11 protein-coding genes are annotated in these 19,126 nt (G+C 65.3%); all 11 read right to left on the bottom strand.

Translation table 11 applies throughout. The features are described 5' to 3' along the window. Positions 1 to 9 precede the first annotated feature (9 nt). Entirely contained in the window at positions 10 to 834 is an 825-nt protein-coding gene (locus J3D46_RS12110) for an inositol monophosphatase family protein (protein WP_253467432.1), read from the bottom strand. Beyond that, on the bottom strand, positions 831 to 3,119 hold the full coding sequence (gene ligA, locus J3D46_RS12105) for an NAD-dependent DNA ligase LigA (RefSeq protein ID WP_253467429.1): 2,289 nt from the start codon (positions 3,117 to 3,119) through the stop codon (positions 831 to 833). The genes J3D46_RS12110 and ligA overlap by 4 nt, the downstream gene beginning before the upstream one ends. A 42-nt stretch (positions 3,120 to 3,161) precedes the next feature. Next, a complete protein-coding gene (locus J3D46_RS12100; RefSeq protein WP_253467426.1) occupies positions 3,162 to 3,758 on the bottom strand; it encodes a hypothetical protein in 597 nt (198 codons plus the stop codon). Positions 3,759 to 3,846: 88 nt separating this feature from the next. Next, positions 3,847 to 8,301, bottom strand: coding sequence for an FtsK/SpoIIIE domain-containing protein (locus J3D46_RS12095; RefSeq protein WP_253467423.1), 4,455 nt, complete (start codon positions 8,299 to 8,301; stop codon positions 3,847 to 3,849). Continuing rightward, positions 8,298 to 9,002, bottom strand: coding sequence for a hypothetical protein (locus J3D46_RS12090; protein ID WP_159708468.1), 705 nt, complete (start codon positions 9,000 to 9,002; stop codon positions 8,298 to 8,300). The genes J3D46_RS12095 and J3D46_RS12090 overlap by 4 nt, the downstream gene beginning before the upstream one ends. Positions 9,003 to 9,047: 45 nt before the next feature. Beyond that, positions 9,048 to 10,760: a serine/threonine-protein kinase gene (locus J3D46_RS12085; RefSeq protein ID WP_253467420.1), complete on the bottom strand. Its 1,713-nt coding sequence runs from the start codon at positions 10,758 to 10,760 to the stop codon at positions 9,048 to 9,050. Further along, positions 10,757 to 12,700 carry a hypothetical protein gene (locus J3D46_RS12080; protein ID WP_253467417.1) on the bottom strand — a complete coding sequence of 648 codons (1,944 nt, stop codon included), beginning with the start codon at positions 12,698 to 12,700 and terminating at the stop codon, positions 10,757 to 10,759. The genes J3D46_RS12085 and J3D46_RS12080 overlap by 4 nt, the downstream gene beginning before the upstream one ends. Further along, positions 12,687 to 13,622, bottom strand: coding sequence for a PP2C family serine/threonine-protein phosphatase (locus J3D46_RS12075; RefSeq protein ID WP_231339447.1), 936 nt, complete (start codon positions 13,620 to 13,622; stop codon positions 12,687 to 12,689). The genes J3D46_RS12080 and J3D46_RS12075 overlap by 14 nt, the downstream gene beginning before the upstream one ends. After that, a complete protein-coding gene (locus J3D46_RS12070; protein ID WP_253467414.1) occupies positions 13,619 to 15,223 on the bottom strand; it encodes an RDD family protein in 1,605 nt (534 codons plus the stop codon). The genes J3D46_RS12075 and J3D46_RS12070 overlap by 4 nt, the downstream gene beginning before the upstream one ends. Beyond that, positions 15,213 to 17,693 (bottom strand): transglutaminase family protein, encoded by a 2,481-nt coding sequence (locus J3D46_RS12065; protein ID WP_231339424.1) that lies wholly within the window; start codon positions 17,691 to 17,693, stop codon positions 15,213 to 15,215. Before J3D46_RS12065 ends, J3D46_RS12070 begins: the two co-directional genes overlap by 11 nt. Further along, on the bottom strand, positions 17,690 to 19,093 hold the full coding sequence (locus J3D46_RS12060) for a DUF58 domain-containing protein (protein WP_253467411.1): 1,404 nt from the start codon (positions 19,091 to 19,093) through the stop codon (positions 17,690 to 17,692). Before J3D46_RS12060 ends, J3D46_RS12065 begins: the two co-directional genes overlap by 4 nt. Positions 19,094 to 19,126: the final 33 nt, after the last annotated feature.

Here is a 19,126-nt window from a genome sequence, read left to right as displayed (position 1 = left end):
GTTTGATGATTACAGCGGGAATTTGCCGGACAGTTCCAAGGTGCCGGCACACATCCACGATGCAAGGCGGTCCTCGGCGGTGGGTCCGCCGTCGAGGGGGCTCTCAAGGCGCGGCCGGCGTACCCAGCAACCAGCCTCTTCAGCGATCAGTGCACCGGCGGAGAAGTCGTGCTCGTTGAGTCCGCGTTCGCCGTAGGCATCGAAGGTTCCATCTGCCACCAGGCAGAGATCCAGCGCAGCGGACCCCAGGCGCCGAACATCGGCAAAGCCTTCCATGAGCTCGGCCAAGCCGGCAGATTGGCTCGCCCGGGTCGCGGGGTCATAACTGAATCCCGTGGCCAGGATGAGTCCTTTGCGACCCGGGACCGGTCCGGCCAGCCGTGCGGTCTCTCCGGCCGCTTCCAACCAGGCTCCTTGACCGCGGGCCGCCGAATAGACGCGCCCCAGCGCAGGCGCGTGAACGACGCCGGCCAACCAGACGCCGTCGGAATCCGCTACCGCAACAGAGGTGGCGTAGTAGACGATGTTGCGGATGAAATTGGTGGTCCCGTCAAGGGGATCGATGGACCAGCGGTAACCCGAAGGCTGTTCGGGCCTCGTGGTGCCGTGCTCCTCCCCCGTGATGGTGTCGTGGAGACGCTCTGCAAGGATGGCGTCGCGGACCGCATTCTCCGCCGCGACATCAAAGGCCGTGACCCAGTCTCCGGCCTCGCCCTTATTGCTGGTTTCCAGGCCATCGCCGCCGGTGCCGCCGACGGACCTCTGCGCGAGCACTGCAGCCCCCGCCGCGGCCGCACGTTGAGCTACGGCCAACAGCTCCGTCACGTCCGTCATTCGGAGACCGCCTCGGCAGCGTCCGCTTCGGGTGCTGCTTCAGTGTCCGCCTCAGCCTTTGCGGGCCCATTGGCAAGGAGTTCACGGAACCCGTCCTCGTCCAGCACGGGAACTCCGAGCTGCTCCGCCTTGTCCAGCTTGGTTCCTGCGCTTTCGCCGGCCACCAGGTAGCTGGTCTTCTTGGAAACAGAGCCTGACGCCTTCCCGCCACGGATGATGATGGCTTCCTTGGCTTCGTCGCGGCTGTAGGTGGGCAAAGTACCGGTGACAACGATGGTGAGACCCTCCAGTGTCCGGGGCATGGAGGTGTCCCGCTCGTCCTCCATCCGCACACCGGCGGCAGCCCAGTTGTCCACGATCTCGTTGTGCCAGTCCACGGCGAACCACTCTTTCAGGGCGACCGCAATGGTGGGGCCAACTCCATCGACGTGGGCCATCTGGTCTTCCGTGGCGTTGCGGATGGCATCCATGCTCCCGAAAGCCGTGGCCAATGCCCGCGAAGCGGTTGGGCCCACATGCCTGATGGAGAGCGCTACCAGGACACGCCAAAGCGGCTGCTTCTTGGCTTTCTCCAACTCCCCGAACAGTTTCTCAGTGGTTGCCGTTGGCTTGGACGGGGACTTGGCCGTGCCCTTGGTGTAAAAGTACGGAACAAGTTCGTACTCACCCGTACCCACACCCTTGGAACGCTTCTCCCTACGGATCAGCACGTCAGCCAGGTCCTCGCGCGTCAGGCTGAAGAGTCCCGCCTCGCTGGTCAGCGGTGGCGTCACAGGCTCGGCGGGCTGAGTGAGTGCGATGGCTGCTTCCCACCCCAAAGCTTCAATATCGAAAGCACCACGGCCCGCGAGGTGGAACACACGCTCACGCAATTGAGACGGGCACGACTTCGCGTTGGGGCAGCGGATGTCCACATCGCCTTCCTTGGCCGGCGCCAGCGGGGTGCCGCAGGAGGGGCATTCGGTGGGCATCACAAATTCCCGGACCGGTGGGACCTGCTTGTCGCGCAAGGCCAGCACGGGGCCCACGATTTCGGGGATGACATCGCCGGCCTTACGAAGGATCACGATGTCCCCGATCATGACGCCCTTGGCCTTGACCACGTCCTGGTTGTGCAGCGTAGCCATGCCCACCGTGGAGCCTGCCACTTTCACGGGTTCCATCAAACCGAAAGGAGTCACACGGCCGGTGCGGCCAACGTTGACGGCGATGTCCAGAAGTTTGGTGTGGACTTCTTCCGGGGGGTACTTGTACGCAGCAGCCCATCTGGGGACCCGGGAGGTGTAGCCGAGGGCCCGCTGGGTGGCGAAGTCGTCGATCTTGACCACGATGCCGTCGATCTCATGCGCGAGGTCGTGCCGGTGCTCGCCGTAGTGCCCGATGAACTCAAGGACCTTTTCAAAGGAGTCCAGGACCTTAAGGTACGGGCTGGTCGGCAGGCCCCATGCTTCCAGGAGCTTGTACGTTTCGGACTGGCTCTTGGCCTCGAGTCCTTCGCGGGCGCCGATGCCGTGGACGTACATGCTCAACGGCCGTTTGGCAGTTTCTGCCGGGTCCTTCTGGCGCAAGGAGCCGGCTGCTGCATTGCGGGGGTTGGCGAGGGGGGCTTTGCCTGCGGCCACGAGGGTCTCGTTGAACGCAACGAATGCCTTGGAGGGGATGAACACCTCACCCCGGATCTCCACCTCCGACGGGTATCCGGACCCGCTGAGTTCCCTGGGGATCTCTTTGATGGTCAGGACGTTGTGGGTGATGTCTTCGCCAGTGGTGCCATCGCCGCGGGTGGCCGCGCGGACCAGTTTGCCGTCCCGGTAAAGCAGGTTCACGGCAAGGCCGTCGATCTTCAACTCCGTCAGCCAGGCGATGGGCGGGACGGAATCTCCGAGCTTCGCCACAGATGCTTCTGCCTTCCGGACCCAGGCTTCGAGCTCGTCCAATGAAAAGACGTCATCCAGGCTGTACATCCGCTGCAAGTGCTCCACGGCAGCGAACGCCGAGGAGACTTCGCCGCCTACTTCCTGCGTGGGAGAGTCATTCGAGACAAGTTCCGGGTGAAGGGCTTCCAGCTCCTCCAGACGCCGGTACAGTTCATCAAATTCGGCATCGGATACCGTGGGTGAGTCTTCCTGGTAATAGGCATACCGGTACTTGCGGACGAGGTCGGCCAGTTGCTCGTACTCATCGCGCAACGACTCCGCAGGCGGAGTGCCCTCTGCTTCCACGACGGCGGCAGCCGCCTCTTCACCTGTGGTTTCTACCGGATTCGCAGTTTCTGGTGTGCTCACACGTCTATCTTGCCGCAAGCCAACGACATTATTGCGGTGCCGCTAGTGCGACGAGAGCCGGTTCTTGCTCCACAGCGCGAACGCCAGGCCTCCCAGTCCCACAATCAGCACGCCGCCCAGAATGCCAAACAGGCCCAGCATGTTGGGCCCCTCGATGGAATTGCCGGCCAACACGGCGGCCTGTGTTTCCTTGCCCTTGTCCACCGGGGTGTTCCAGTTGGAGGACTTCGACGGACTTGGGCTGGCGGAGGTGGCACTGGCGCTCGGAGCAGCCGACGGCGTCGCTGACGCCACGGTGGCCTCGGGGGTCTGGGCTGCGTCGGACGGGCTCGACGCCGGACTGGCCGGTTGGGGTGCCACCTTCACCGGGGCCTGGGTCACCGCTGGGCGTGGCGCCTCCACCGTTGGCGCCGGTGCAGGCGCATTCTGAGTTTCCCGCACCCGGGTTGGTTCCGGCTTCGGCGTCGGCTTCTTGTCCGCTTCCGGGGCCAGCGCAGGCTGCGTCGGCGACGGGTCGTCGGCCCCTTCGCTGGGAGCGCAGGAAAACTTCCCGTCGCAGGGAGCAGCGTGCGCGGCGGCAGCGGGTGCCAGGAGCAAGCCGGCAGCCAACAGAACGGCAGGGACAACGGAGTGTCGCATGAAAGTAACCTCAGTTGGGGCGTTGGGGCGTCCCGGTTTGGGGGTGTTTCGTGAAATCCTCCTACATCCCCCTGCGCTGCGGCAAATCCTAGCTCCGGTTTTCCGGCGGCATGGCGATTTGGAGCTTACGTACCTTTCCACGTCCAACGATGTAGCCACGGCCGGGAATGAAGTCCGTGCTGATGCGGCCCAAGGAGGTGTTGAGGAGGCTGTCGCCCTCCACGTCCCCGGGGTTGAGCAGCAGTCCACGGCGTCCGGATTTGAACGGCTGGGCCAGGGACCAGGCTTGGGACCACGTGGACGTTTCGGACTCGCCCACCACCCACTGGTCGGCCTTGATGGCCGCCGTGACCAGGCGCCCGACACCGGATTCCGCCAACGTGTCCGTGAACTCCGTCAGGCCCTCAATGAAGATGGCCATGCTGCCGGGGTTGTCCGAGGCCTTGTCGATCAGGTCGTCCACGACGTCCGAGACCTCGTCCGGCCCCACGAGCGAGCGGCTCCAGATGTTCAATGAAGCAACAGCGGAGCGGCGTGAGCCGATGTAGATGAGGTCCGTCCGTGGGTTGGAGCGCCGCAAGGCGTAAGCCAGGGTAACCAACGCGACCGTGCGTCCGGCACCCGGAGGGCCGGCCAGGAGGAGCGACCCCTTGGCGGCGATGGCCGCCGAACCCAGCGTCTCGTCGTCGACACCAATGACGGGGTTGTCCGGAGCGCCGGCGGGCAGGATATCCAGGTCCACCAGTTCCGGAAGGCGCTGGATCTGCGGTGCCTGCTCGAGTCCCTGCCTGAGCATCGCCTGGCTGAGCTTGGCCACTTCGCGTGCCTGCAGGGCCAGGTTCGAGTTGCCGCCCAGCACGGCCAACTGGACTTCGAGACCATCCAGCAAGCCACGCCCGGGAGGCGAAGCGGCGTTGAGGACATCCTTGGGGACGTCGAGGGTCATGTAGTCGTCTTCGGAGCTGAGGCGCAGGACCAACCGCTTCTGGATGGAAGCAAGGAGCGACGCCGGAACGGAGTTGGTGCGGTCACCACTCACTACCAGGTGGATACCCAGGGGACGGCCGTCAGTGGCCAAGGTCAGGAAGATGTCCCACAGCGCGGACAGCTTGCTGTACTCGTACCCTTCGCGGAAGGAGGACATGCCGTCCACCAGGATGAAGATGCGCTTCTCTTCCGGCCGGTTGGCCAGCTGACGGTATTCGACAATCGTGGAGGCCCGTACCTCCGCGAACCGGGCTGCCCGGTCGTCGGCTACTTCCTTGAGCCAGCGCAGCAAGCGGCCCACGCGTTCGACGTCGTCGCCGTTGATGATTTCGCCAACGTGCGGAAGGCCGTCCAGCATCTTCAGGCCTGATGACCCGCAGTCGATGCCATACACGTGCACGGGACCACCGCGGGGCGTGACCGCCGCGGCGATGGCGATGCTGCGCAACGCCGCCGACTTTCCGGATCCACCCGTACCGTAAACGGCCATGTTGCCGTCCTTGTCCGGTTCATAGAACACGGTGGGCTGGTCCTGGTGCGCGGGATCGTCGGCGACACCGAGCAAGAGCCGCTCGTCCGTCCGCGGGTTGGGGAGCTTGGAGAAGTCGTAGGTGGTCGCGAGCTCGTTGAGCCACGGCTTTCGGGGAGGCTCGATGGACAGGACGTCGGCTGCGCGGATGATGTTTCCGGTCATCCGGGCAATGTCGTTCGGTCCCGCCGGCTCTTCCTCAACTTGGGCCACCAGCGGCGGTTCCCAGGTAGGACCGGAGCCGAAGGCCATCTCCACGATGTCGATCCGGGGACGCTGCGGCTTGTCCGTGGTCCAGCCGCCGGCGTAACCGGTTTGGAATCCCTGGATGCGCCCTGGTCCGGTCTTCGCGGCGCCGCGGCCCGGGATGGAGGGGTCAAAGTAGGCCGCGGTGGGCACGCCCAGGATGTCGGTTGCGTCCACTTCATCGGCCATCCGGAGCGCGACGCGGAGGTTGGTGTTGGCACGCAAGTTGTCCTTGATGACACCGGCAGGGCGCTGGGTGGCCAGGATCAGGTGCAGGCCCAATGAACGGCCACGGGCAGCGACGTCCACCACGCCGTCGACGAACTCGGGAACCTCGGTAGCCAAGGCCGCAAATTCGTCCACGATGATGATCAGGTAGGGCGGCGCCTCAGGATCGGCTTCACGTTGGAGCGCCAGCAGGTCCTTGGCCTTTTTACGGTTCAGGAGCCGTTCACGGTAGTGCAGTTCCGCGCGCAGGGAGGTCAGGGCCCGGCGGACCAGGTGCGGGGACAAGTCCGTCACCAAGCCCACGGTGTGCGGCAGGTGCAGGCAGTCAGCGAAGGCCGCGCCGCCCTTGTAGTCCACGAACAGGAAGCTGACCCGGTCCGGGCTGTACGCCGCGGCCATGCCCATCACCCAGGACTGGAGGAACTCGGATTTGCCGGCACCGGTGGTTCCGCCCACCAGCGCATGCGGTCCCTCGTTCTTGAGATCCAGGTAGAACGGCTCCACGCCTTTGGAACCCACCAAGGCACGGAGGCTGCCGTTGTCCTTGCGGTTGGGTACCGCTGTTGCGTGGACGGAGTTGTTCTCCTGCCAGCGCTCCGCCACAGCCTGCGGATTGTCCATGAGCTCCTTGCCGATCAAGGTGGCATAGGAGACGGCCCGCGGGAGGTCGGAGTCATCGTCGAGCGGGTTTCCGACGTCCACCAGCGGCGACATCATGCGCGCCAGTTGCGTGGCCAGGTCCGCATCGAGGCTTTCGCAGCTCACCGGGTAAGTGTGGCGGCCCAGACGGACCTGGCCTGTGGTGGTGCCGTGTTCGCCGTCGACGGAGAGGAAATCACGGCATGCCGCCGGGAGGGACTGCACGTTGGCGGCAACCCACATAACGTGAACGCCGTAGTCGGGTCCGCGTTCCACCAAGCGCGTGAGGCGTCCGCGGTCCACGGGAGCATCGTCCTCGACGATCACCAAGACAGCCGGAACCACGGGGCCGGGGATTTCTTCGTGCTCGTCCTTGAGTCCGGGCCGCGGCTGCGGGCCTGGCTCCTTCGCCATGGATTCGCGCTCTTCCACCAGGTTTTCGAGGCGGGACAGCAGCGCGGCACCGGCTCCGGGACCTGCGGCGAGGTGGTCGCCGGACAGCGGACTGTGGCCTGAACCGACGTGCGGGAGCCACTGCAGCCAGTCCCAGCGTTCACGGGAACGGGCAGAGGTCAGAGACGTCAGGACAACCTCGGCCGGCGAGTGGAGGCCTACCAACTGGAGCACCATGCCCCGGGCAACGTCGTCCACCACGCTGCGGTCCCCTGCCACGCCGAACGAACCCGAGGTCCGCAACTGCGAGACGATCGGTACGCCGCCGATGACGCGGACCTCCCGCAGGCAGTCCTGGATTTCCCTCATGTATTGGGGTTCGGTCTCGTTGGCGCCAGGCTCGTCAAAAGGAATCCGCGACGGCGCGGAGCCCAGCCCGAACCGGACACCCAGGAAGTGCTGGTGCTCAGGCCGGTTGGTCCACAGGAGCGGACCAAGCTTGTAGATCGCGTCGACGGTGTCGCTCACGGAAGGTGCTTCCTGCAGCCTGACGGCCCGCTCAATATTCTGCTGCCGGTCGATGTCCTCGCGGAACGCCAGCATGGACGCTTTGAACTGCTTGTGGCCTTCCTTTGCCTGGCGCTTGCTCTGCATCTTGTGGTCCACATAATGGCCCACGATGAACAGCGGCATCATGGCCATAAAGAGGACCGAGAGCAGGTTTTGGGTCACGGCGAAGAGCACGCCGCCCATCAGGAGCGGCGCCACCAGCATGATGTACGGGAACGGCTGGTGCTCAGGTCGCTTGGGACCGGCAGGCGGCACGCGTTTGGGAGACTCGAACCTCGGCAGGACACGCGGTGACCGGTTGAAGTCCACCAATGGCGACGACGGGCCGCCGCTGTGGTTCCGCGACAAGGCAACCACTCCCACAGTGGTGTCGCCCAGGGTCACAGTGTCCGAGGATTGCAGCGTTGCCCGCGTGACGGGCAGGCCGTCCATGAGGAGGCCGTTGGCGGAGTTCGTATCCACGATCTCCACTGTTTCGCCCACTGTGACGCGCGCATGGCGCTTGGAGGTCAGTGGGTCGGAGAGACGGATGTCGGCGTCGCGGTCCCGGCCGATGTAGCTGGTGCCGAAAGGCAGCGAAAATTCGCGTCCGACGTCGGGCCCTGACATCACGCGCAACGTCGCCGCTGCCGGTCCCCTGTTGGTGCCGGCCGCGTGTCCGTTCGATGCGAACTGCTCGCTCACCTGCGCGAGCGAAACCTTGGAACCGGGCCGCAGCCCGGACTCAAGCAGGTTGTCGGTGGGCCTCAGGACGTGGCCGGACAGGCCTCCGCCAACAAACGCTTCGTCCACGCTGATGGACAGGTTCGACGGCGGCTCGGTCCCCTTGCGTACGGGGTCCGCAGCCCAAAGCTCCGTGGCAATATCAGCAACCGTGGCACGACCATCCACCGTTACGGCGAGGTCCTTTGCTTCCGCAGGGTCGCGCCGCAAGGTCAGGCGAAACTTCATCCTTCGTCGACTCCAGTCATTTTTTCAAGGAGGTGCAGGTCGGCCGGTGTCACCAGGTGCGATGTCACGGCATGCTCCACCAAGCGTGCGCGGCGATTCGTGGCGAGCTTCCCTGCACCACCTCGCAGCCCAACGACGCCGACGCGGTCCAGTTTGTCGCACACGTTGTCCAGCTTGCGGTTGAAACGGGTCAACGCCCAGCCGAGCCGCTTCGCAGCCTCCGCAGAGGAAGGTATGGCGCTGAAGCCCGTGCCTTCGCGTCGCAGCATCGGTTCAGCCAAGGCAACGATGAGGGCCTTCTGCGAGTCGGTGAACACCACGGGGCCGATGGTGGTGTCCCCCGCTTGGTCCTCGTCACGGGCCTCGTGCCTGAAGGAGGGCGTCTTCAAATGGACAGCGAACTCGTAGGTGGTGGGGCCGGCGGTGAAAATGACGTTGGTATGGCTGAACACCAGCGGGATCCGCGCACCGGGCGCAAGCCAGGCCTGCATCCCGCCGGAACCGTCCGCAATGGTGGCAGAGAGCATGCTGCCCACGTTGCTGAGCCACCACATACCGTCGTAGCGGGCAATCTGCAGGAAGCGTCGGTGCAGGTAGGGGTTGTCGTCCACCTCCAGGTCACCTTCACGGCCGATGTCGAAGATGTCCTCGTCGGATGGTTCGTACCATTCCCCACAGAAATCTATTGCTAGATCCCCCATGATCTGTGCCTCCTCAGTCGGCAGTAAACAAGTTTCATGTGCCGGCTACCCGTCCAGGCAGGCGATCGAGGCCGGTCCCTCAGGCGATGCGCTGCCGTCAGCCCGGACAATGATCACCTGGACGCAAATGGGCGGCTCACCGAATCCGGAGACGAAAGCCTTCTCGGTCCGCGTCGTTTCGTAGGCGCCGTCAGCTTTGGCCGACTTGGTGCGCCATCTGTAGGTATCGCCCTCTTTTGGCTGCGGATTCTTCCAGGAGAAGACGATGATGTTCGGATCCGTCGTGTCGCGCGCTGCGGCCAGGGCTTCGACATCAGGGACGCTGCCGCTGTCCAAAGCGTCGGCCGGGGGCTTGCTCGCCGTTTCAGTCGGGGCCACTTTCGGCTGGGCCGAGGAACCGAGAACCATGCCAACCACGACGGCGACCACCAGGACCGCAGCTCCCGTCGCGGCGAGCCACAGGTTGCGTTTGCTGTGGTCCGCTGGTGAGGCGTCGTCTTCCGTCGTCGACGCCCCTGCGGACGCCGCGGAGCGGCTGACGGTTGCGTCGACGTCCGGCTGGTCCGGCGGTGTTTGCCAGCCGCGCAGGACAGTGGACTCTGCCACCGCGGGTTCCTCCACGGGGCTGTGGTCCCGGACGGGCGCGTGGAATTGCGGCGGGGTTTGCTGTGCGTGGGCCGGGGTTGCCGGGACCGTTTGCGGCGCGTCGGCAGGATGGGCGGGAGACCGGGTAGCGCCGGGAACAGTGGAGGGGAAGGTCCGCGCCGGGAAGGTTGGCGCAGATCCTGTGGTGGCAGTTCCTGATGCGTCCGGATCGATGGACGCGATGCTCCGGACCCGGGTTTCCTCGAAATTGTCATCCGGATGCTCATCGACGTGGCCCGGTTCTTCAAGCACTTCGAAGGGCGTTACTGACAGGTTCAGCTCTGTCTGGATGCGCTGCAACGCCAGGGCAAAGGCGTGCGCCGACGAATAACGGGACTCCGGAGCCTTCGCCATGGCCGTGGCCAGGACGAGTTCCAGCGACTCGGGCACGTCAGCACGGCCCAGCCTGGGCAGGGATGAGTTGGTGATGCGCGAAATCAGTTCGCGCTGTGAGTTGTCCTGTCCTGGCAAAACGAACGGCGAGCGACCGGCCAGGAGCGTGTAGAGGGTGGCGCCCAGCGCCCAGATGTCCACGGGAACACCGTCCACGGCGCCACCACGGAACTGCTCCGGCGGTGACCACGGAATGGACATGCCGGCGTCGTCCTCGGTATCCGCGCCGATGGTGCCGGAGATACCAAAGTCCGTCAGGGCAGGCCGGTTGTAGTCGGTTACCAGGATGTTGGCCGGTTTGATGTCCCGGTGGACGATCCCGGCCCGGTGCGCGGTCTCGACGGCGGACGCCACCTGGATGCCGACGGCCAGGACCTCGTCCACGCTGAAGCGCTGACGGCGGTACCGGACATCGAGGCTCGGCCTGGAGCAGTACTCCATGGCGAGGTAGGAGTGGCCGTTCTCCGTGATCTCGGCCTCGAAGATCGTCACGATGTACGGATGCGACGACAACTGGGCCATCAGGTTCGCCTCGGACTCGAAGCGTCGGCGTGCGCCCTCGGTCTTCAGGTCTGAGAGCAGCACTTTGACGGCCACTTTACGGCGGGGCCTGTCTTGTTCGTACAGGTACACATCCGAGAAACCACCGGAGCCGAGCAGGCTGACGTACTGGAACCCCGGAATGGGTGGAGGCGGCGCGGGGGGCCTCTTGGAACTCAAAGAATCTCCTCGAAACGCAATGAAATGTCGTCACCCAGTTCGGCGATGTCGCCGTCCAGCAGGATGGCCATTTCGTTTTGGGCCAGCCGGCGGGGTGCCTGGCCTTCCCTGATCAACACGGTTCCGTTGGTTGCCTTCAGGTCGCACAGCATGACGTGCCAACCCTCCAACCTGACCTCCACGTGAGAGCGGGAGATGTCCCCTCCGGGACTCTCCACCTGCACCAGCCTGGGCATGGTGCCGCCTTGGACACGGGAAACGGAGGGCTGCCGGCCGATGATCAACGACTGGTCAAGATCAATCAGTTCTCCGGTGGAAAGACGCATGCGGCCAAGGCGCGGACGCGGGACCTGTTCGGCATCGCCGGCCAGGGCGGTGCCGCACACGGAGCATTGCGGGTATGTGGGCGGGTTGGCATGCCCTTGGGAGCACACCCTTGCCAAAACCCTCGGCCCGTTGGGAGCAGACGACTGTACAGATGCGACGGCAGCTTCGGCGGCGTCCCCATCATCACTGGGGAGGCTGCTTTTCATGATGGTCTGGCCGTCGTGGTCTGAGTCCTCATCCTCGGGAGCAGCCACGGGTGCAGGCGGCCAGCCGGAGGGCATTTGCGGCGCCGGCCCGGCACCAAGTCCGGACGGAACCGCGGGCTGGGCGCTGGCAGCTGCGCTCGTGGCCGCGCCGCTGCGCAGCCACGGGACGGATTCAATCAACCCACTGCCGTGAACTGCTGCCGGGTTCCGCACGGCTGGTTCAGAAGCCGGTGGTTCCTGAACCTGCGACTCCTGAACCGGTGGTTGCAGGGCGGGCCCAGCAGGCGCCGGAGCATCCGGCCCTTTGGACACCGGAGCATCGTGGTCATCGGAGTCGTCTTCCACCCGGACAGCAGCGTCTTCAATGTTGCGCATCACCGTCTTGTCCCATAAGTGGTCGTAGTTGGTGGTGTTTTCCAGCGCGGGAACCATGGGGTCCGTGGTGCTGGTGTGGACGGGAGCCCCGGACTCCTCGGGGTCTTCCCGGACGGCCGGTTCCTGCACAGCCGTTTGTTCGGCGTCCGGTTCGCCCTGCGAGGCAGGTTCCGCCACGTCAGCTTCGCCTGCCGGGGACGGTGCTTCGGCGGAGGACGGCTCTTCGGAGGGGAGATCTTCTTCCGCAGCGGATTCATCAGCAGCGGATTCATCGACCGCGGCGGCGTCATCGGCAGGTTCATCCACCGCAGGCAGTTCCGCCGCAAGCCCCAGGTGGCCGGGTGCGATGGTCAACCCGAGGTCTGCCTCGGTGTAGCCGATCATGGTTTCGTCGGAAACCCTGTCCGACGCGGCGTGCTGGACCTCCTGGGCGGGTGCAGGCTCCTGGGCTGGAACAGGCTCCTGGGCTGATGCAGGCTCCTGGGCTGGAACGCTGGCGGCAGGAGCAACGATAGCGGCAGGGACCGCCAGCGCGGCGTCGCGTCCTGGCCCGATGGGGGCAACGTCGAGTACTGACAGCAGCACTACCCCCTCGGTCAAGGGAAGGCCGTCCAAAGGCAGGGTGCTTGGTGGCGCTTCGGGGGCAGCACTGCCACCAATGCGGACGCTGTAGGACGAAACACCGGCGAGTCGACGCTCGGTCCAGGTGGTGACGTCACGACCGGTGAGCTGTTCCGGGCCTGATGCCAACTGGACCAGCAATTCGAGATCACCACGGAGGAACACCCGGAGTGCGTCTTTGGAGTCTATGATCCCGAATGGAGGGATGCGGCTCAGCGAAACACCGAAGGCGTCCGTCACCTCATGGAGGACCTCGTGGGCCTCGGGCGCGGACTCCAGTAACTCCCAGACAGTGTCAATCAGGGCGTGGGGCGTGTCCGGCCCCAAAAGCACCACGGTTCCGTTGCGGACAACACCAAACCATTCGCCCTGCTGGTAACGGACTGGCGAAAGGCGGTTATTGCTTGCCATCTATGCCTTCCTCCTGACCTTTGGGGTGGTCTGCGCCAAGGGCATCGGTGCCGTCAACCCAGGCCCGCGGCAGCGTGTCTTCCTCAACTTCGGTCTCCGCCTCCGGGCGGGGCGCGGTGGTAGCGATGCCGGCGTCGTTCAGGACGTTTTTGGCATCAACCACAATCACGGTGACGTTATCCCGGCCGCCGCTCCTCAGGGCGGCCTGGATCAGTGCGTCAACTGCGTCTTGCGGATGGGCCACTGTGCTGAGGATGCGGAACATGTGGTCATCCCCCAGCTCGCCGTTGAGGCCATCCGAGCACACCATCATCCGGTCGCCTTCCTGAATGGGAAGCAACCAGAAATCCGCTTCGGTTTCGTCGCCCGTGCCCAAAGCGCGGGTGACCACATGGCGGCGGGGATGAACGGCGGCCTGTTCCGGGGTGATGTCGCCGGAATCCACCAACTCCTGCACCTCCGAGTGGTCCACGCTGACCTGGGTGAACTCGCCTTGGCTGAGGCGGTAGGTTCGTGAATCGCCGATGTTCATCACCAGCCAGTAGGGCAGGCCCATCTGCTCCACCACCACCACGCCGGACAACGTAGTTCCCGCACGGGCTCCCGTGGCCTTTCGGATGGCGGCGTCAGCCTTCAACAGGCATGACTGCAGGTCCGCCGCGGAAGCAGTTCGTACACCCGCAGCGAGCTCCGGGGCACTGCCCAAAGTCCGGACACACATACCGCTGGCAATTTCGCCGGCCTCGTGCCCGCCCATGCCGTCGGCTACCGCAAAGACAGGGTCCGCGGCGATGAAGGAATCCTCGTTCAGCTCCCGGCGCAGGCCGCGGTCCGTCCCGTACCCGTAGCTCAGGCCAAAGGATGACGCGCCAACGGCGGCACCTGCTTCGGCATTGGCAGGGGTAGCCGGCTGTGAATTCATGCTTGTCCTAGGTGGAAGGAACGGTCCCCAAAATGAACGGTGGAACCGGGACGGACCAGGACTGCCTGGCCTGGGTGGAGCCGTGTCTGAAGTCCATCGGGCGTGGTGACGGCACTGCCGTTGGTGGAGTTGCGGTCGGTGACCCAGACGCCGTCGCCGTCAACCCGCAGGTGCAGGTGGGTCTTGGAGATGGACCGGCCGGGGTCGGAGACGGGCAACAGTTGCTCCACGACTTCGCCGGGCTGCGGTGCCGGGTTCCGTCCGAGAAGGACAGACCCGCCGAGCTGGACATCCTGCCCGTCATCAATCCGGATGCGGAGAACGGCCTGCGCGCGCGTGGTTCCCGGACGCATTTGGGTGCGCTCCACGTCGTCGTCGGGATGGGCCGGAGCCCCGGTGGCCGCCGACGGAATCACAGCGGCAGGCGGCTGGATCATGCCCCCGGGCTGCTGGGCCCTGGCCGCAGGCTGCTGTGTCACAGGCTGCTGTGTCATAGGCTGCTGGGTCACGGGGGCCTGCTGTGGTGCAACGGGCGTCGGCCGGGGTGCTGCCGGTGGGCGCCACTGGTTGGGATCGTGCGAGGGCTGCGGCGTGGCAACCACAGGAACAGCTTGGGCAGGCACAGCCTGCCCGGCGCCGGAAGAAGTGGCAACGGGCGAAGCCCCGGAAGGAACCGGAGACGCTACCGCCTGCACCGGCGGAAGGTCCATGGGGGCGAAACTGTAAGGACCTTGGATGCCGCCGGTGGCAACAGGATTGCGTCCAGCGTTGACATCGAACACCAAGGACTTCGCGGCCTTGTCCTGCCAGCCGCACAACTTGCCGTTCTTGTCCCAGGCGCTGGAGACCACCACGAGGATGGCCCAGACGACGCCGAGGAACATCAGCGGCAGGCCAATAAACAGGACCAGGTCAATCAAGCCGAGGGCAGAAAGAATGACCGAGGCAATCCCGCCGAGGAGCAGGACCCCGCCAGTGATGATGCCACGGACAAAAACGGCACCGGCGCCGGGAGCATATCCGTCAGCGTCCGAACTCCGGATGCCCATGAGCTGGTTGCCAATGGTGTTGCCGGACTTGGCCTCGAGCGCAAGCAGCACGAAGGTGTACACCACCGTCACACCCAGGCCAATGCTGCCCAGGAGGACCAGGAGGCCCGTGTCATAGACAATGAAGCCGTTCCTGCGGGTTTGGGTGATGCCCGCGATTCCGATTGCGAAGGTGGTGGCCAGGACCGCGATGGGGCCCAGCCAGTCCAGCACGGCGGCGCCAAGGCGCTTCCCGGCAGACGCGGGCACCAAGTCGAGCTTGGTAGTCATAGTGGTCCCTCCCCCTGGCCCCGGCATTCCGTCCGGCGTTGTGGTCATTCCCGGATGTACCGGCAGCGTGGGCGACGCCGGCGCCGACACTACCGAGATACTACCGGGATTGGGCAGGCCCTGCCGGGTGGCGAACTCCAAGGCAGCCTTCCGGGCGTGGTTGATGTTCCCTTCCTTGCGGGCTCCGCGGTTGTTAAGCGGGGATCCACATTGGGTGCAGAACGCTGCCCCCGGACGGACCGCATGCCTGCAGGCCGGGCAAAGTTCGGCCTCATTGTTCATCCGTGGTGTCCTTCTTGAACGGCAAGGTAAAGCGGCGGCGGACCTTGGGATCCGTGGGTACCTGGTTCCGGCGGCGCAGGGCTGCCCGGCCGTCGGACAACAAGGACCGCGGCGAGAACCGGGCCTGCTGCCGTTTCCAGAATCCGACGCTTCCCGTGATGTCGGTCAGCGACGAATCCACAATCTCCCAGTACTCCTTGACCTCGTCCTCGCTCGGCTGGCCGGCACCGAACACGGCGGCGTCGGCACGGTGGGCGAGAATCGTGGTGGTGCTGCCGGCAGTCGGGAAGGCATCCGCGAGGACCGTGGCCGATTCGCGCCGCGTGGACTTCGTGTCGATCGACGCCCCCATGTCGGTGGCGAGGCTGATCACTTCGTTCCAACCGCCCCCGACCCGCTGGGCGGGGTGGCCGTCACGGAAACGGGCCTTCCGGCGTCGTGCTTTCAACAAGATGATGAGCAGCAGCGGCAAGGCGAGTATCCCCAACGGAATCAGCGCAACACCGATGGCTGCCAGCAACGGACCCCAAAACAGCCAAGGGTTGTTCTTCTTTTCGTCCGCATCCAAGGCATCCGGCGTGGAGTCCGGCGGCAGGTCCGCGGGTTCCTGTGGCGGGGGCGGCGGCTGCAGCACCTGCGGCTTGGGCTTGGACTTGTTCTCCGGGTCCGGCGGGATGGGCACATTGTCCTTGGGCGGGGTGGGATCAAACGAAACCCAACCCACTCGGTCGAAGGCCACCTCAACCCAGGCGTGCACGTCCTTACCAGTGATCTTGACGTCGCCGGCACCGTTTTCAGGGCTCTTGGGGTCCGGATAGAAACCCATCACCACGCGGGACGGAATGCCCAAGTGACGGAGCATGAGCGACATGGACACGGCATATTGCTCGTCGTCACCGAGCATCTGTTTGGCGGAGAGCATATTGCGGACGCGGGCCGCACTGTGCCCGGGGAGGCTGGGAAGCTGTCCTTCTGTTACCAAGCCATTGCTGAACGCACCGCTCTTCTGGAAGTGCGCCTCAATCTGCCGGACGCGGTCGATGGCGGTGGGCGCATCAGCCGAAAGCTCGTTGGCTTGCGAGGCGATGATCGGGGGTACTTCCTCGGCTTCCGGCAGCGTCAGCTTCGCAAAGTCGTACTGCGTCAACTGGCCGTGCTCCAGGGTCCCGGGGTCGGAAACCTGAACCGTGTAGTTATCACCCTTGGCCAGGCCCTTGGTGGTCACTGCCGTGTCGGTCCCCGCGTTGAAATAGAGTCCGGACGCAGCACCTGAGGTATCTGCGAAGCTCATCCCGGTGGTGTGCCGTCCGCCGGGAACGAAGTAGCCCTGGTAGTCCTCGATGGTGATGTCCAGAGCGTAGTTGGTGCCCTTCACCGGACTCCCCGTGTCAGCCAGCGTGTTCAGCGAGCGGGCATCGCCTACCTTGCTGAAGTTGCCGGAGCTGTTGGGGTCCATGGTGTAGTTCAGTCCGTTGAAGGCGTCCAGGGCCGCCAGGCGGACGCGGGCATCCTTGGGCAGGCCCTTGACCGTGAACAGCGTGCTGTCCTTCTCGTCCTTGACGAAGTTCCGGAAGCTGGCCAGGGGGGTGATGTAGTCGCGGGGATCGAAGGGCGGGACGATCGTGTTGCGCAGCACCTTCCGGTCATCGCTGGCACTGACCAGCGGAGACGCAATGGCGGTGACGCCGACAGCGACGGCGATCACGGCTGCAGCAGTCCCCAGGCGGCGGAGTTGGCCGCGGCGGGCAACACCGGCGTCGGAATCCGGACGGTTGGCCGAGACGGTCTTGGTGCTCCGCTGTCGGAGGACGTCCCGACGGAAGGTCGCCCAGACGATCGAGACGATGGTCAAGGAGACGCCGCGTTCGACGTTGAGGAAACCGGCGTTGGTGCTGAACGCGATACCCGTGACAAACAGGACCAGGACGGGAAGCAACGGCCAGTACGGGCTCTTCAGGCGCCACGTCAGCAAGCCGGCGGCAAGTGCCGTGAGCAGTGAACTGAGGAACGGCACAATCAGCATGCCGTTGGCCGTACCCACGGGCACACCGACAGTCAGCATGTCCTTCCAGGAAAACACGACGCCCAGCAGCAGCGTCCGCAGCGAATCGAGGCTGGGCAGGACGCCGAAGACGGCCGAGTCCGGCACAGCCAAGGCGGAACCGAACAGCATGTAGGCGCCGAAAGCCAGGGCGGCAGTGATCAGCAACCCCAGGCGAAGGTGCGCGTTCAGGACAGCAATGCCCAATCCCAGCAGCACGCCGCCCAGTCCGGCGACCAGGTAGCGCGGGTCTCCCCCAAAGCTCAGGCTGAAGCCAAGGACGCCCAGGAACAGCAGCACCACCAGCGCCCCGCAGTCAACGGCGAAGTGCCACAGCGGGCGGCCGTCAGCGAAAATCGATCCTCCGGTGGCGCGGCGGGTGGGCTTGGCGGCGCGGGGACGCTCGCGTTGGTTCGGCGCGGTGCTCATGCTGCCGCCTTTCGAAGAACAATGGCCAGATCGTCCAGGTCACCAACGGTGAGGACCGTCAGGTCCGCGATGTTGGCCCTCGACGGCGCCGCGCCGGGTTGTACGCGCACTGCCAGGCTGCGGACCCCGGGAGGCACGGAGGCGGCGCAGGTACGGAGTTGGGTTGCTGTCACGTGGCTGCCCACGACGAAGAAGACGACGGAGGCGTTCGGGACGGCGTCGGACAGGTTCCGGGCGAGGTCGACGGCGGTCTTCCGCATCGGCGCCCCGACAATCCGGGTGGCGTCGTCCAGCAGGTTGCGACCAGTTTCGCAGCGGAGCGGTCCTTTTTGGGTCAGGACGTCGAGGTCGCGCTGTTCACTGATGGCCTGGCGCCCGATGGATGCTGCCACGGAGATGGCCATCTCGAACTCCGGTTCGGAGTCGTATTCATCGGTGTTGGTGGACAGCGCGATGGCGAGGTGCGCGCGGCGTGTTTCTTCGAACTGGCGGACCATGAGCTTGTTGGTGCGTGCGGTGGTCTTCCAGTGGATATGGCGGCGATCGTCCCCGGGAACATAGTCGCGCAGGGCGTGGAAGGACACGTCGGCGCTGGAAAGCTCAGTGGTGGGCATGCCTTCAAGGTCGCGGATGAAGCCTGCTGCCGAGCTGCCCAGCGACACCGTGCGGGGATGGACGTACAGGTCCACGGGCTCTGTCCACATCACGCGGCGGCGCAGAAGGTGGAGGGGGTCGGCGCGCACCGAACGGACCGGGCCCACCACGATCACGGCACGCCGGGCCGTGGGGATGGTGAAGAGGTCCTCGTGCACCTGGGCCGGTTTCATGCGCGGCAGATGGAACACGGCAGTGTTGGCGCCGACGGGCAGTTCCAGTGATGCGGGAAGTAGTGGCCTGGTGGATACGTTGGATACCGCAATGCTGCCTACTGCGTCGTCGCCCACAGCCACGCGGGTCCGGGCAAGGTCCAACACCACACCGTATGCCGAACGGCCAACGATGAATGCGATGGCCAGGACGAACAGCAGGAATGCCACCATGGCTGCCGACTTGGCCTCCTGCCAGCCCCAGGCCTGCCCGGCCCACCACAGCCCGATCGCAGCGGCGAGGACCACCCAGCCCAACAGACTCACCACGGACAGGACCGGCCACGCGAATTTCAGCCAGACGGCACGGACCTTGCGCCATGCGGGCGAAAGGAACTCGCCGGCCGTGCCTGCGGCTTCGGCCCACACGGCCGCCGGGTGGAGAGTTCCGGATCTGCCTGGTTTCCCGGAACGACCAGGACGGTTGCCTGGTGCGTTGCCGGACGTGCGGGCGCCGCGAATCTTGCCGTTCACTGCCGCCGCAGCGCGCTTGAACGAGTCAGCAGCCCTTGTCAGGGGTGTGCTGGAGGACATGTGGAGGCCTTTGTTTGAGCTGGGTGCAGGACT

Origin of the sequence: Paenarthrobacter sp. A20 (genome assembly GCF_024168825.1) — a bacterium.
GTDB lineage: Bacteria > Actinomycetota > Actinomycetes > Actinomycetales > Micrococcaceae > Arthrobacter.
Note: the sequence above shows the minus strand (reverse complement) of the source record. Positions and strands in the feature narration are given on the sequence as shown.

Coding starts and splice junctions, on each gene's coding strand:
- J3D46_RS12110 (WP_253467432.1), bottom strand. CDS start 834: ATGACGGACGTGACGGAGCTGTTGGCCGTAGCTCAACGTGCGGCCGCG.
- J3D46_RS12080 (WP_253467417.1), bottom strand. CDS start 12,700: ATGGCAAGCAATAACCGCCTTTCGCCAGTCCGTTACCAGCAGGGCGAA.
- J3D46_RS12060 (WP_253467411.1), bottom strand. CDS start 19,093: ATGTCCTCCAGCACACCCCTGACAAGGGCTGCTGACTCGTTCAAGCGC.
- J3D46_RS12075 (WP_231339447.1), bottom strand. CDS start 13,622: ATGAATTCACAGCCGGCTACCCCTGCCAATGCCGAAGCAGGTGCCGCC.
- J3D46_RS12095 (WP_253467423.1), bottom strand. CDS start 8,301: ATGAAGTTTCGCCTGACCTTGCGGCGCGACCCTGCGGAAGCAAAGGAC.
- J3D46_RS12070 (WP_253467414.1), bottom strand. CDS start 15,223: ATGAACAATGAGGCCGAACTTTGCCCGGCCTGCAGGCATGCGGTCCGT.
- J3D46_RS12100 (WP_253467426.1), bottom strand. CDS start 3,758: ATGCGACACTCCGTTGTCCCTGCCGTTCTGTTGGCTGCCGGCTTGCTC.
- J3D46_RS12090 (WP_159708468.1), bottom strand. CDS start 9,002: ATGGGGGATCTAGCAATAGATTTCTGTGGGGAATGGTACGAACCATCC.
- J3D46_RS12065 (WP_231339424.1), bottom strand. CDS start 17,693: ATGAGCACCGCGCCGAACCAACGCGAGCGTCCCCGCGCCGCCAAGCCC.